The 14,243-nt window shown below is 39.8% G+C and carries 17 protein-coding genes and 1 pseudogene; 15 read left to right on the top strand and 3 right to left on the bottom strand.

Translation table 11 applies throughout. The features are described 5' to 3' along the window. Nucleotides 1-54 precede the first annotated feature (54 nt). The 8 genes and pseudogenes from MKY20_RS00335 to MKY20_RS00300 all read left to right on the top strand — a co-directional run bounded on the left by MKY20_RS00335 (nucleotide 55) and on the right by MKY20_RS00300 (nucleotide 6,223). Nucleotides 55-534, top strand: coding sequence for a GNAT family N-acetyltransferase (locus MKY20_RS00335; RefSeq protein WP_009335326.1), 480 nt, complete (start codon nucleotides 55-57; stop codon nucleotides 532-534). Nucleotides 535-799: 265 nt separating this feature from the next. Further along, nucleotides 800-1,105, top strand: a complete 306-nt coding sequence (locus MKY20_RS00330; RefSeq protein ID WP_009335325.1) for a metal-sensing transcriptional repressor — start codon at nucleotides 800-802, stop codon at nucleotides 1,103-1,105. 124 nt (nucleotides 1,106-1,229) lie between these two features. Then, entirely contained in the window at nucleotides 1,230-1,559 is a 330-nt protein-coding gene (locus MKY20_RS00325) for a metal-sensitive transcriptional regulator (RefSeq protein ID WP_251174120.1), read from the top strand. A gap of 65 nt (nucleotides 1,560-1,624) precedes the next feature. Beyond that, nucleotides 1,625-1,840, top strand: coding sequence for a copper chaperone CopZ (gene copZ, locus MKY20_RS00320; protein WP_071157425.1), 216 nt, complete (start codon nucleotides 1,625-1,627; stop codon nucleotides 1,838-1,840). Nucleotides 1,841-1,951: 111 nt separating this feature from the next. After that, a complete protein-coding gene (locus MKY20_RS00315) occupies nucleotides 1,952-4,369 on the top strand; it encodes a heavy metal translocating P-type ATPase (protein WP_071157427.1) in 2,418 nt (805 codons plus the stop codon). Between the two features lie 16 nt (nucleotides 4,370-4,385). After that, entirely contained in the window at nucleotides 4,386-5,201 is an 816-nt protein-coding gene (locus MKY20_RS00310; RefSeq protein WP_251174119.1) for a hypothetical protein, read from the top strand. 80 nt (nucleotides 5,202-5,281) lie between these two features. Further along, nucleotides 5,282-5,500, top strand: a pseudogene (locus MKY20_RS00305) (glutaredoxin family protein); the annotation flags it as partial. A gap of 105 nt (nucleotides 5,501-5,605) precedes the next feature. Continuing rightward, complete coding sequence (locus MKY20_RS00300) at nucleotides 5,606-6,223, top strand: nitrite reductase (protein WP_251174118.1); 618 nt, start codon at nucleotides 5,606-5,608, stop codon at nucleotides 6,221-6,223. A gap of 297 nt (nucleotides 6,224-6,520) precedes the next feature. Here MKY20_RS00300 and MKY20_RS00295 read toward each other — a convergent pair whose 3' ends face one another. After that, entirely contained in the window at nucleotides 6,521-6,931 is a 411-nt protein-coding gene (locus MKY20_RS00295) for a MerR family transcriptional regulator (RefSeq protein ID WP_009335319.1), read from the bottom strand. 244 nt (nucleotides 6,932-7,175) lie between these two features. On the opposite strand from MKY20_RS00295, the gene MKY20_RS00290 reads away from it, so the two are divergent. From MKY20_RS00290 to tatA, 3 genes are all read left to right on the top strand, one after another. After that, nucleotides 7,176-8,216: an NAD(P)-dependent alcohol dehydrogenase gene (locus MKY20_RS00290; RefSeq protein WP_251174117.1), complete on the top strand. Its 1,041-nt coding sequence runs from the start codon at nucleotides 7,176-7,178 to the stop codon at nucleotides 8,214-8,216. Nucleotides 8,217-8,639: 423 nt separating this feature from the next. Next, nucleotides 8,640-10,088, top strand: a complete 1,449-nt coding sequence (locus MKY20_RS00285; protein WP_251267363.1) for an alkaline phosphatase PhoX — start codon at nucleotides 8,640-8,642, stop codon at nucleotides 10,086-10,088. Between the two features lie 72 nt (nucleotides 10,089-10,160). Continuing rightward, nucleotides 10,161-10,367 (top strand): twin-arginine translocase TatA/TatE family subunit, encoded by a 207-nt coding sequence (tatA, locus tag MKY20_RS00280; protein WP_251174115.1) that lies wholly within the window; start codon nucleotides 10,161-10,163, stop codon nucleotides 10,365-10,367. A 422-nt stretch (nucleotides 10,368-10,789) separates the two neighbouring features. Here the strand turns inward: tatA and MKY20_RS00275 are convergent, their stop codons facing one another. Then, entirely contained in the window at nucleotides 10,790-10,942 is a 153-nt protein-coding gene (locus MKY20_RS00275; RefSeq protein WP_009335315.1) for a hypothetical protein, read from the bottom strand. A gap of 211 nt (nucleotides 10,943-11,153) precedes the next feature. On the opposite strand from MKY20_RS00275, the gene MKY20_RS00270 reads away from it, so the two are divergent. Next, nucleotides 11,154-12,041: a hypothetical protein gene (locus MKY20_RS00270; RefSeq protein ID WP_192908143.1), complete on the top strand. Its 888-nt coding sequence runs from the start codon at nucleotides 11,154-11,156 to the stop codon at nucleotides 12,039-12,041. Nucleotides 12,042-12,139: 98 nt separating this feature from the next. Here MKY20_RS00270 and MKY20_RS00265 read toward each other — a convergent pair whose 3' ends face one another. After that, nucleotides 12,140-12,358, bottom strand: coding sequence for a DUF3231 family protein (locus tag MKY20_RS00265; protein ID WP_009335311.1), 219 nt, complete (start codon nucleotides 12,356-12,358; stop codon nucleotides 12,140-12,142). 96 nt (nucleotides 12,359-12,454) lie between these two features. Here MKY20_RS00265 and MKY20_RS00260 point away from each other — a divergent pair, with 96 nt between their 5' ends. The 3 genes from MKY20_RS00260 (at nucleotide 12,455) to MKY20_RS00250 (ending at nucleotide 14,222) form a co-directional block, all read left to right on the top strand. After that, on the top strand, nucleotides 12,455-12,733 hold the full coding sequence (locus tag MKY20_RS00260; RefSeq protein ID WP_009335310.1) for an ArsR/SmtB family transcription factor: 279 nt from the start codon (nucleotides 12,455-12,457) through the stop codon (nucleotides 12,731-12,733). Between the two features lie 111 nt (nucleotides 12,734-12,844). Beyond that, nucleotides 12,845-13,228, top strand: coding sequence for a VOC family protein (locus tag MKY20_RS00255; RefSeq protein ID WP_026041539.1), 384 nt, complete (start codon nucleotides 12,845-12,847; stop codon nucleotides 13,226-13,228). Between the two features lie 193 nt (nucleotides 13,229-13,421). Next, nucleotides 13,422-14,222: a peptidoglycan-binding protein gene (locus tag MKY20_RS00250; protein ID WP_251267364.1), complete on the top strand. Its 801-nt coding sequence runs from the start codon at nucleotides 13,422-13,424 to the stop codon at nucleotides 14,220-14,222. Nucleotides 14,223-14,243: the final 21 nt, after the last annotated feature.

The following is a 14,243-nucleotide window of genomic DNA, read 5'->3' as shown; positions in this document are numbered from 1 at the left end:
TTTCATTTTACACAAGAGGGGAAAAAGATTTTATAACATTTGAGGTGGCTTATAATGAACACTTACGCAGTTGAGGATTTACCGAGAAATAAAATAACAGAGTTTTTTAAGTTGCAATGGGGAAGCCCAGAAATGGTTACATCCAGTGGAATTTATGATTGTAGTGCATTAGATGGTATTACTGTTGTAAATGAAGAAGACAATATCATTGGCTTAATCACATACATAATTAAAGATAAGGAATGCGAAATTATATCATTAGATAGTATGGAAGAAGGTAAGGGGATAGGTACATCGTTAGTTCAAGAAGTAGAAAATCTTGCAATAAAGAATAATTGCAAAATCCTTAAACTCATAACAACAAACGATAATTTATTAGCACTAAAGTTTTATCAGAAACGAGGATTTATCCTGTCCAAAATTATTAATAATGCGGTGGAGAGAGCAAGAAAGTTAAAACCCGAGATACCCTTAATTGGAAATGATGGTATTCCGATCAGAGATGAAATTGAATTGGTAAAGGTATTGAATTAATGGGTGCTTATATACAAAATTAGCTGCGAATCGAGCAGCTTTTTTCTTTTTCAACTAACTGGGAATTTTTGTTCAAAAACGAATTATTTAAAAAATGTTAACCCTTCCCTATTACTGGTATTATTCTTTTGCACCGACAGTCGAGATATCTTCAAATGAAAAACACAGACTTAAAATTTCTCTTAAATAGAACTTTAAATAATATATGGTACAATATATCATACCCCAGACGAGTATACTTTAATGTATAAGAAGGAGAGAGTTTATGCATAATTCTGAAGAAGAAAAGTTGACCCATAGGTCAACAAAAGAAAAGGATAAGTTAGTCACTCGATTAAAAAGGATTGAAGGGCAAGTACGCGGCATTCAAAATATGATTGAAAATGACCGGTATTGTGTAGATATCCTAACTCAAATATCTGCAATTAATTCAGCCATGAATAATGTTGGGCTTCATCTGCTGGAAAATCATACAAGACATTGTGTTTCAGATGCTATTAAAGATGGTAATGGAGAAGAAGCGATTCAGGAATTAATGGATGTATTTAAACGATTTTCTAAGTCACAATAACAAAAGCCAGCACTCGATTGCTGGTTTTATTTTTTATATATTGACATACCCATCATGGGTATGGTAAATTTAAAGCGTAATAAAAATTAATCACATAAACAAAAAAATGAAAGGGGTGGAATGATTGGCAGAACTACTGGTGTTTTCAAAGGAATCCTGTTGTAGCAGTCAAGAAAAAGGCACAGGTAATTATCCGAATATTTTACAGGAAAAGCTCATTAAAAGGATGAACAGAATAGAAGGGCAAATTAAAGGAATAAAAAATATGATGATTAAGCAAACTTATTGTGATGATATTTTGCATCAAATCACAGCTGCTCAGGCTGCATTAGATTCCGTTTCCCGAGTTTTGTTAGAGAGTCATATAAACACGTGTGTCATTACAAGGTTGAAGGAAGAAGATCCAGACATTGTGAAGGAGTTTTTAACGACCATTTCTAAAATTACTAAATAAAATTTTTTGTTTATTTTATACCCAGCGGAGGTATAGTATAAAAAATGATTAAGGAGGAATTTTTTATGGAACAAGTAACACTTAACGTTCAAGGAATGTCTTGTGGGCATTGTGTCAATTCAATTGAAGGTAATGTAGGGAAGTTAAAGGGTGTTGAGTCTGTCAAGGTTCATCTTTCAGAAGGTAAGGTGGATGTGACATTTGATTCAAATACAGTAAGCTTGAACGAAATTACAGATGTTATTGAAGAACAAGGATATGATATCGAACAACCAGCCTAAGTTTATGTAGTTGTTAAATAAAAATGAAACAGATCGTGCCCTTTTCAGCGCGATCTGTTTTCGGAAAAAAACATACCCCACTGGAGTATGAGGACGATAGGAGTGAAAAATATGAGCCAGAAGGAAGCAACCCTTCAAATCGCTGGAATGACATGTGCTGCTTGTGCAACAAGAATTGAAAAAGGATTGAAAAAAATCGATGGAGTCGAAGACGCCAACGTGAACTTTGCCCTTGAGAAAACAAACATCAAATATGATCCAGATAAAACTGGCTTAGCAAAATTTAAGGAGAAAGTCGAATCCTTAGGGTATAACGTTGTAAGCGAGAAAGTGGAGTTTGATATTACAGGAATGACCTGTGCAGCCTGTGCCAATAAAATTGAAAAACGCTTAAATAAGTTGGATGGAGTTGAAAAAGCAGGGGTTAACTATGCAATAGAAACTGTTCTGGTTGAATATAATCCTGAGCAAGTCTCTATCCCTGAAATGAAAGAGGCAATTAAAAAGTTAGGCTATAACCTTGAACAAAAGAAAGAAAATGCAGGGGAACAGGTTGACCATCGACAAAAAGAGATAGAAAAGCAGCAAGGAAAGTTTCTTTTCTCTGCCATTTTATCATTCCCGCTATTGTGGGCAATGGTTAGTCATTTTGAATTTACGTCATTCATTTGGCTGCCCGACATGTTTATGAATCCTTGGGTACAGCTAGCCCTGGCGACACCAGTTCAATTTGTGGTTGGCAAACAGTTTTATGTTGGGGCCTATAAGGCGTTAAGAAACAAGAGTGCAAATATGGATGTGCTAGTTGCTCTTGGTACATCAGCTGCATATTTCTATAGTTTGTATCTAAGCTTTGCATCGATAGGCTCCGATGGCCACATGGTTGAGCTCTATTATGAAACGAGTGCTGTTCTTATTACCTTAATTCTATTAGGTAAACTGTTTGAAGCGAAGGCGAAAGGCCGCTCATCTGAGGCGATTAAGAAGTTAATGGGACTTCAGGCGAAAAATGCAACAGTCGTTCGTGATGGCCAAGAAATGTTTATCCCAATCCAAGAAGTTTTAGAAGGGGATATTGTTTATGTGAAACCTGGTGAAAAGGTACCGGTAGATGGTGAGATTGTGGAAGGAAGATCAGCCCTTGATGAATCAATGTTAACGGGTGAAAGTATTCCAATTGATAAAACGATTGGAGATAGCGTTATTGGTTCAACAATTAATAAAAATGGATTCTTGAAAATTAAAGCAACAAAGGTTGGAAAAGATACAGCTTTAGCTCAAATCATTAAGGTAGTTGAAGAAGCCCAAGGCTCTAAAGCACCAATCCAGCGTTTGGCAGACGTAATTTCAGGTATTTTTGTACCGATTGTAGTTGGTATAGCGATTATTGCTTTCCTTGTGTGGTTTTTCTATATCAATCCCGGAGATTTTGCAGATGCTCTTGAAAAATTCATTGCTGTACTAGTTATTGCTTGCCCTTGTGCCCTTGGTCTTGCAACACCAACTTCGATTATGGCCGGTTCAGGCCGTGCAGCTGAATTTGGGATTTTATTTAAAGGTGGGGAACACCTTGAAACAACACATCGTTTAGATACGATTATCCTGGATAAAACAGGGACAGTTACAAATGGTAAGCCGTCCTTAACGGATGTCATTTTAGCAGAAGGAATCGATGAAAACGAATTTCTTACGCTGGTTGGCACAGCGGAAAGAAACTCTGAACATCCACTTGCAGAAGCCATTGTGGAAGGGATCAAAGAAAAAGGAATTAATCTTGGGTCATCGGAGGCATTTGAAGCTATCCCTGGTTTCGGTATCCAGTCAACGGTGAAAGGTAAGCAGTTATTAATCGGGACACGAAGACTCATGGCTAAATATAGTGTCAATGTTCAAGAAGTATTGTCCAAAATGGAGAACTTGGAGAAGCAAGGAAAGACAGCTATGTTAGTAGCAATTGATGGCAGCTATGCAGGTATGGTTGCCGTTGCTGATACCATTAAGGATACATCTAAAGAAGCCATTGCCCGCTTACACAAAATGGGCTTAGAAGTAGTAATGATCACAGGGGATAATACCCAAACAGCAAAAGCTATTGCGGACCAAGTTGGAATTAAGAAAGTCATTGCGGAGGTTTTACCAGAAGGCAAGGCTGAAGAAGTAAAAAAGCTTCAGCAAGCTGGTAAAAAAGTGGCCATGGTTGGGGATGGAATCAACGATGCCCCTGCACTTGCGACAGCTGATATCGGTATGGCGATTGGTACAGGTACCGATGTGGCAATGGAAGCAGCCGACATCACCCTCATCCGAGGCGATTTATCGAGTATTGCAGATGCGATTTTCATGAGTAAGAAAACAATCACGAATATTAAACAAAATCTATTCTGGGCACTTGCCTATAACGTCATAGGAATTCCAATCGCAGCAGCTGGTTTCTTAGCTCCTTGGTTAGCGGGGGCAGCGATGGCGTTTAGTTCTGTATCGGTTGTTCTTAACGCACTAAGGCTTCAAAGGATTAAGTTAAAAGCTTAAGAAGGAGGGACCTACTTTGAAAAAAGGTATTTTGATTTGGACGCTTTCGGCTATCGTGTACCTTGGGGCAGTTATCGCAGGCTACAATGTGTATGCAAGTATAAATCCAAAAACTGAGGAACACGCTAATCAAAAAACTACTAATCAGGAGGGAGAAAATATGAACCACGACCACGGGGACCATAGTACAAATGCTATTAGCGAAGTTACACCAAAAGTATCCTACGCTAACGGAGAAATCACCATTGAGTTAAAAGATAAAAATAACCATGTTCCGGAACTGGAAGTTTCCCATGAAAAATACATGCACTTTATTGTCGTAGGTTTAGACTTACAAGAGTACCATCATTTACATCCAGAGAAAATGGGAGATGGAATCTACAAACAGAAAGTAAGTTTAGAGGGTAATTCATATAAAGCGTTCGTTGATATAAAACCAAAAGGTCTTCAATATTCAGTAATGCCTATTGAATTCCATGCTAGTGAAGCGCATCATGAACACGGTAATAACGATCTCGCTGCCGATAGGGATTTTACAAAGACTATCAATGGTAAAACGGTTGAATTAACTGCTGAATCCTTTGAGGTCAACAAAGAGGTAACTCTTAATTTTGATTTGAAGGATGCAAAACCTGAGCCTCATTTAGGCGCCTTAGGCCATGTTGTTGTCTTGGATGAAGATGGAGAAAAATATATCCATGTTCACCCTGTGGCAGATGATAAAACAGTATTTAACACGAAATTTGATAAGCCGGGCATTTATAAGATTTGGGCTGAATTCAAATTTGAAGGACAAGTGAATGTCTACCCATTCGTTATAGAAGTTAAATAAACAAAAAAGGAGAAGTGATTATTATGACAAAAGTTCAGCTTGAGCTTTATACAAGACCTACATGAACAGACTGCCAGGCGGGGAAAGAGTTTCTTTCCCAAAATAAAATATCCTATATTGAATACAATTTAACAAAACAACCGCATAAAGAGGAAGATCTAATTAAAATTACGGGTACTAGAATTGTTCCAGCTTTTGTGTTTAAAAATAAATCCTTATTAGGTTGGATGAGTAAGCCTAAGGTCCTTATTGGGTTTGAACAAAATATAGGTGAAATAAAGAAGATACTAAAAATATAAAATTAGATATTTCCTGCAGCTAGATACTGAGGAAGTTATACTTTTAACCATTTATTATACCCTCCATTGGTAGGGTAAATAAAGGAGTGTAAAGGGGAGAAAAAAATGGAGAATGATTCAAAAAAAATAAAACTAGCTATAAACGGAGGAATTGGATTTGGTGCAAAACTCTCCTCTAAACAACTATTGATGATTTCAAAGTATATGGATGAAGATGAAGAACTTGAGCTAACAACTTTTCAACAACTCTATATAGAAATACCAGAAAATAAAAAGGAAGAGATTATAGCGGAATTCCAGCATGTCGGGTTAGCATGTTATCCAGTTGGATCCTTTGTTAAAAGCTTGAGGACCTGTAATTTTTGCAAAGGGGAAGAGGAAGAGGGAATGCCAGTAGCAAAAGAGATAAATCGCCGTATAGCCGGCAAGCCTGTTCCCTTTACCTTAAAGGTTGCGTATACTGGCTGCCCTATTGGCTGCGGTGAGCCCCTGTTAAGCGATATAGGTATTATGAAAATTAGAGAGCATTACAATTTATATGTTGGAGGCAAAGCAAAAGGCAAAGAAGCTGAGGTTGGTTCCTTGTTGGTGGAGAATCTTACGCCAGAAGAACTGTACGCTGTTGTAGAAAAGATTATATCTGTCTACTCACAAATGGGGAAAAAGCGGGAGACATTCTATAAATTTTTGAAACGGATTGGCAGAGGTCAATTAATCAGTTAATAAAAACTGAAATATAGCTGCCAATTAACCTAACAGGAATTTTCATTCAATCTCTATAGTGATGAAAGATTAAAAGTATCCTGCTTTTGCTCAAGATGGAATTTCTTTTGGAGAAGAGTACCCCTTTGTATTTCAATTAAGTTCTGATGAAAAGGCCCATTTCAACATTGCAGATAGTGGCAGTTTCTATTTTTTCTATAATCAAGAAAAACATGACTGGAGTGTGTACTGTGATTTTTATTAGACCTTTTTTAGTTAAAAAGAAAGCCATCTGTATTAAATACAGGCGGCTTTCTGTCAGCTATTAATCTCTATTTTATCTTCTTTATGAATATCTTCCGTTCCGGCTTCCAGTGCAGTCTTGTAGTATAGGCATTTATGCTCGATGACTTCCATTGTTTTTCTTAGTTCTTCCATTTGTGCTTCTACATTTGCTCTTCGCTCCAGAAACATGTCATATCTTTGCTGCAGTGTGGCATCCCCTTCAGAACACCAATCAATGAAATTTTTAATCTCCTTTATAGGCATCCCGGTGGCTTTCAGGCATTCTATTACTTTTAGAGCGCTAAGGTCGGATTCTTTAAACAAGCGGTTTCCGCTGGGGGTCCGTTCTACAAAAGGCATCAGACCTTCCTTATCGTAGTAGCGGAGGGTATATACTGTCAGATTCAATTCCTTTGCCACTTCACTGATCGTGTATGTCTTCATTATTTATCTCCTATTCTTATAGATATAGACCTAGAGTTAACTATAAGGTATGATGTGAGATTACCATGGTATTTTGTAAATGTCAAAGTCACTTTAATGAGCATGAAAAAAATTTTAAATTTATCGCTTGACCTAGAGTTAACTATAAGCCTTAACATGGTTGTGAAAAGAGATAAATGATGGGACATAATTGAGTACTATTTTAAATCTATCATTCTCTTAAAAAACACAGGAGGTCTTATTTATGATAACTGCTAAAGCGCGGGCTGTTGATGGTCCCGACAAGCCGTTTAGAGCGGCTGAAATTAATAGGCGTGATCTGGATTTGCATGATGTTCTGATTGAAATTAAATATGCCGGCATTTGCCACTCCGATATTCATACTGCTCACGGGGAGTGGGGGCCTGTGAACTATCCGCTCGTACCCGGGCATGAGATTGCAGGAATTGTTGCGGAAGTAGGAGCTGAGGTGACAAAGTACAAGGCAGGAGACCGGGTAGGAGTCGGATGTATGGTTGACTCCTGCGGTGAGTGTGAAAACTGCCGTAAAGGAGAAGAACAATACTGCCTCAAAGGAAATATCCAAACCTATGCGGGTGTGGACAAATACGGCGAGCCTACTCAAGGCGGCTATTCTACGCATATTGTAGTACAGGAAGAGTTCGTACTCAGAATTCCTGATAGCATTGAGCTTGATGCTGCAGCCCCGCTGCTTTGTGCGGGTATTACTACTTATTCGCCGCTAAATCATTGGGAAGCTGGGCCGGGCAAGAAAGTAGCGGTTGTCGGTATGGGCGGCCTTGGCCATATGGCTGTCAAAATTGCACATGCCATGGGTGCAGAAGTGACAGTCCTTTCGCAAACATTGAATAAAAAAGAAGACGGCCTGAAATTCGGAGCAGATCATTACTTTGCCACAAGCGACCCGGAAACTTTCAAAAAACTTGCCGGAACGTTTGACTTAATTATTAACACGGTAAGTGCGAAAATCGACATAGATGCTTACTTCTCACTGCTCACGCTTGACGGAACATTGGTTAACGTGGGTGCTCCTGCAGAGCCATTGTCAGTCAATGTGTTCTCACTCATCGGCCATCGCCGTTCCTTTGCGGGTTCAATGATTGGAGGCATCCGTGAGACTCAGGAAATGCTGAATTTCTGTGCAAAACATAACATCGTTCCAAAGATTGAAGTCATTACAGCTGATCAAATAGATGATGCTTACGAACGAGTATTAGCTTCAGATGTGAAGTATCGATTTGTAATTGATATCAGTACAATGTGATGTGTGAATGATAAGTTAATCATTGTAAGGTGTCTTGAAAGGCTGGCTTTCAAGACACTTTTTTTTTCGAATGATCGTACAAAAAGTAGCTTATAGTTTTGAAGCCATTCTCCAATAATCCCCCAAACTACAGATAGATCCCATATGAATAAAGTGCTGACAAAAGCAGGTCAAAGTTTCGCTGTCCTTTTTTAATTATAAGTCTTTTAAATTAGATCCTAAATCTATGAAAATGAGAATCTTTTTAACGCCTATTTCAAGATCCTAACCAGTTCATCAATGAAAAATTAATCGATATTTTTAATAGGTTTTTACTAAAGCCTTACATATATTTAATATTCATTTAAGAATAGTCTGATAACTTATGATAGTGGACACGGAAGCAAAGGATCATAAGTCATCAAATTATTTATCAGGAGGCGGATGAGATTGAACAATAGCGGCATGAACAGACGGGACTTTTTAAAAGCTGGAGGAGCAGGTACGTTAGCAGTTGCGTTAGGAGCGTCGGGTGTCTATTCTTTAGGCGGCATCACAAAGACATTAGCTGCAGCACCAGGCAACAATCCAACTAGTGGTTTTGGCGGCTATGGCCCATTAGTAAAAGATCCAAACGGAATATTAGATCTTCCTAGAGGGTTCCATTACAAAATTATATCCAAAACGGGCGATAAAATGTCAAACGGGGACCTCGTGCCTGCCATGCTAGATGGAATGGCTGCTTATAGAGGAGAGAAAAACACGACCATTCTTGTACGGAATCATGAAAACAGCACAAATTCTCAATACCCTGTAAACGGAAAAAATCCTTGGAGCAAAGGTGCTGCAGGAGGTACAACCGCATTAGTCGTTGGTTCGAACCGAGAGGTTATTCAGGAGTATGTGACAAGTTCTGGTACAATCCGCAACTGTGCCGGTGGCTCCACAACCTGGGGGACTTGGTTAACATGTGAAGAGACACGGGAATTGGGACATGGCTTTGTTTTTGAAGTCAACCCGCTTGATCCGGAAAACGAAATGTCGAAAACCCCAATCCGTGATATGGGTTACTTCTCTCATGAAGCCTGTGCAGTCGACCCTGCAACAGGGATATGGTATCTGACAGAAGATGCGAGCCCAAGCTTCCTTTATCGGTTTACTCCAAATGACCGTACCCAGACTCTCGGCTCCCTTCAAAAAGGAGGGAAATTGGAGGCATTGGCAATCGATGAACTTCCGGCATCTAAAGCAAGTTCGTTTGAAAAAGGACAAAAATTTGGCGTCGTGTGGAAGGAAATCAATCCAGAACGCGCACAGCAGGATGCCAAAGACAAAGGCTGTATTCAGTTTAGCCGCTTAGAAGGTGCGTTCTTTTCTGCTGGTGTGTTCTGGTTTGACGATACGAGTGCCGGGGATGGCAGCCTTGGCCGTGTTTACCGCTACTTTCCTGCCACAAATACATTAGAACTTTTTTATGAATCCACTGATAAAAATGATTTGGAAATGCCAGACAATATTTGTATGAGTCCCTGGGGTGACCTTTGGATTGCTGAAGATGGCGGCGGGAATGACAGAATCATTGGCCTGACACCTGAGGGAAAGGTTTATACCTTTGCTGAGAACACAATGAATGGCTCTGAATTTGCCGGACCGGCATTCTCCCCTGATGGAAATACGTTCTTTGTAAATATTCAAACCCCAGGTATCACATTTGCGATTTGGGGACCATTTGCGAGGCGAAACTCTGCCCGCCAAAGGGCCATGGGACATGCTGCTCCGCCTGCCGGCCTCGGCCCGATTGTGTCCGGCAAAGTCGCATCACTTGCCGAAGAGCAAGGAATGAGCATACTGGAAGCAGCTGCATTAGAGCGTCATGGAATGCCAATTCTATAAGTGCTAAATTTATATGAGTTTTAATGGGAATTCTCTGGAGGATAATAGCCATCCAGATTACGGAGGTGCAGGATGCTGCAGAATATCGGGATACCCGGGCTCATTTTAATCCTGGTGATTGCGTTAATTATATTTGGACCTTCAAAGCTTCCGGAAATTGGACGAGCTTTTGGCAATACGTTGAAGGAATTCAAGAAAGCGACCCGTGACTTAGCAAATGGTGCTGAAGAGAATGAAGAAACGAAAAATGTGAAAGAGAAAGCCCATCTAAAGCAATAGAGACAAAGGAAAGTAAGACTGTGAATTAATCTCGCTTTTTTTAAAGAACAGGGAGGGGGATAGAGACAATTTCTCTCCCTGTTTATCAAATGAATTGAAAAATTTCAACCTGTGTCCAATAGAAAGGGTGTTCTTTTAATGACTGCCACTAGTCCACTCAAATTAAAAGAAGAAAGCAAGGAGACTTCCGTAAAAGAGATTCATTGCAATAAGTGCTTCACCTGCCGTCTTTGTTCCAAAACAGGAAAGAATATAGCAAAAGTGATGGAGGCTGTCCCTGAAGATCGTTAAGTTACGGTCTTTTATGGACAGCCTTTAATTTTTTTTAAAACCTATACGATATAGAACCAAAATCATTTGAATATTCGATGGAGAACCAATAGTTGTTTTCGGGCCTGTACGAAAGATAGAAAAGGCAGGACTTATTCAACTTCCCTTAGTCCCTTCCCTTCAAGTATCATTTGACCTGCCTTCTTCACAAATCCATATACGCCAGGAACAACTTTTACATTGGCAATCAGAGAGTTCGACATACTCTTGAAGGTGCGATTTAATGTCCATAACAGAATGGCCATTGCGGCCTCTTTCCTTTGTTCGAACCAGAATGAGAAACAAGTACTAAGAGGGGATTATGCGGGTGTAATATTATCTTAAATAGTTCTTATATTGGGCGCTGCCGTGAAGGCGGCTTTTCTTTTGGACTAATGAATATAAAAATTGAAAAATATGGAACCCTCGACAATGAAATTCGTAATAGTAATAAAGAAATGTATAAGGGGGGATTACATGGTCTGGTTACTCATGCTTCCAGTGGTTATCTGGTTTATTTTATTTTTGCGAAAAAAGGTCTCATTTAAATTTGGTTTATCTCCAAAATCATTAGATATAAAGCCGATTAAAGGGTTAAAAAAGCTAAGTGATCACCTGGAGAGATCTCTTAGTAAAACTTATATGGGGAACGTAGAAGAGAGGGTAATGAAAGAAATTAAACTAAAAGAAAATGAGTACAGCTGGCGTTTGCTGGATTTAAAACGCTACTTTATTTTGACTTCTCTTTTAAAAGAGTCCCCTATGTTCAGCGAAAAGGTTGATGATTTGTGGCATCAGATGCTCATGTTTACCCGTGAATATGATGATTTTTCAAAAGAATATTTAGGAAGCACTCTTCATCATAGTCCGAATCTAAAAAAGTCGCCTGAACCTGATTTACGCGGATTTTTTGATTGGGTGTATGGTGAGCTCTTTTTCATAAGAAATGAAAATATCCATCTTTATAAGGGATTTTACAGATTCCCTGTACCTCCAAATATAATTGATGAGTTTAAACGTTTGCCGGAAAATGAACTAATAGAGCTCTATTTTAAAAGTGATAGCAAGTATATGGCTACTGTGATCTCACTTATTTCTGCCATGAAAAAAACAGCAAAGAAAGTAAAAAATTACGAAAAAAGCGCTATACAAGAAATGATGAGAAAAAGAAAAAATCAGCAAAATTATAACGCAATGCTTGTTCCTTTTTTATCTGTGTCCTATTTTCATTATGATGATTTTTCCAGTTACATGAAAATCAGCAGCAAGCTTTTATCAAGCAGTACAAGCTGCGGGTCGGGCAGCTCCTGCAGTTCCTGCTCATCCTGCAGTTCCTGTTCAAGCTGCGGCGGGGGCGGAGATTAATAAAAAGAGAGCCGAGCTGGTCGAAAGGTCAAGCCCGGCTCAGCTGCCGGTAAAACATTGACTGGGGGAACATCGCTCACACAAATGAGGGGGATAACTTATTTATCCTGAGCAAGCTCTTTTCTATTGGGAGCAAGTGGCGGCTGTTCAAACCACTTGTTTTTCGCCATGATACCGAACCATTTTCTGGTGATTCCCAATGTCTTTAGATTGGCTTCTTCATAAGCTAAGGCCAAGTCTGTTCGCTTGGATTCGGCTAGGCCTGTTCCGTAATATCCTTGAGCCGTTTGAGCCAGAAAACCCATATGGTACAACATTGGTGCTTACCGTCGAGTTTGATACGGCACCACCATTACGCAACCCTTAAGTTGCTTGTGTTGACAAGTAACCACAAGGTTGCTTATAATCGAAATATGAATTGGGACAAAGACGCTATATTCAAAGCACTTGGTGATTCGACTCGGCGGCTTATATTGGACGAACTGTCCGAACGTAAAGAGATGACGCTGTATGAATTAACGGCTCGTCTCATTATGAAGCACGATCTTTCCATTTCGCGGCAGGCAATAGCTAAACATCTTTCTGTATTGGAAGATGCAGAGCTTATAAAATCCGAACGAAAGGGAAAATATCGCGTAATTATTTTCAATAACCAGCCACTTAAAAATTTGCTGAAAGGATGGCTAGAGTAATTTACTAAAGGCGGAATAGGTATTCTAACTAATGTGCGGGCTTGTTTTGCTGGGGCTCAGATGGTTAGTACAGAATCATCCGTCACAAATATCAAAGGAGGCAAAAACATGATGAAAGTAATTGTTACCAGTATTTTCGTCCAGGATCAGGATAAGGCATTAAAATTTTATACAGAAACGCTGGGGTTTGTAAAAAAGCATGACATTCCAGTCGGGGAACACAGGTGGATCGCCCTTGTTTCTCCAGAAGATCAAGAAGGTACGGAACTATTGCTGGAACCGAATGCACATCCGGCCGCCAAAGAATACCAAAAGAAGATATTTGCAGAAGGAATTCCGGCAACAATGTTTGGCGTTGCTGATGTTCACGAAGAATATAACCGATTAATAAAACTGGGAGTGAAGTTTACGATTGAGCCGACAGTAATGGGCGATGTCACATTGGCTGTCTTCGATGATACATGCGGCAACCTTATTCAAATAGCGCAGAATTAGCTTGAAAAAAAGGCACTTTTTATGATCTTTTTTCTCATTATGTCGCGTAATATTTACTCAGACAAAATAGAACACATTATTTCAAATTAATGGATTATACAGGGCCGAACGTTGTGATTCTGCTTTCTATACACGAATAATGTCATCTCCTCCCGAATTCTTTTATGTAAAAAGAAATTGGGGAGGATTTTTTATGTTAAAGAGATGTAGAAACATGCTAATGGTTTTTGCGGCTGGAGTTCTCATGCTTGCCGCTCCTTCATTTACAGAAGCGGCGCTTGGAGATCGGACACTTGCCAATGGATCATCAGGGTCAGATGTGGCCGAATTGCAGGATTACCTGATGACAAAAGGGGTTTTCCCGTACCATACATCGACAGGATACTATGGATCTATCACAGTGGAAGCCGTCAAGGATTTTCAGCGTAAGCGCCATCTGAAGGTTGATGGAATTGCAGGATCGCAAACAAGCCATGCGTTAAAAGTGCTGAGATATGGAGACATTGGGAAGCAGGTCATCCAAATTCAATATCAATTGAAACAAACAGGTCACTATGAATCTAATTTAGATGGAATTTATGGAAATGGCACAGTGAGCGCCGTCAAGAGTTTTCAAAAACAGCGAGGTCTAACTGCAGACGGAATTGCCGGCCCGAGAACAAGAGCAGAGCTGGACCGAAAGGCCAAGCGCGGTTCAGCAGCCGGTAAAACATTGACTGTGGAAAGCACAGCGTACACGGCAGATTGTGAGGGCTGTTCAGGTGTGACACGGATGGGTCTGGATTTAAATAAGTACCCTGATGCGAAAGTGATTGCTGTCGATCCCAGTGTCATTCCGCTAGGATCTATCGTAAAAGTTGAAGGCTATGGAGTTGCGATAGCAGCGGACATAGGCGGCGGCATAAATGGAAGTTCAATAGATGTGTTTATTCCTAATCGCAGCGATGCCCTCCAATGGGGGCGAAAAAGCGTGCGTGTGGAAGTAATCGAATAGGTATGGGCTGTCCCGCACAAT

The sequence above is a fragment of the Cytobacillus sp. FSL W8-0315 genome (genome assembly GCF_038002905.1).
In the GTDB taxonomy this organism is placed as follows: Bacteria; Bacillota; Bacilli; order Bacillales; family Cytobacillaceae; genus Cytobacillus; species Cytobacillus pseudoceanisediminis.
Note: the sequence above shows the minus strand (reverse complement) of the source record. Positions and strands in the feature narration are given on the sequence as shown.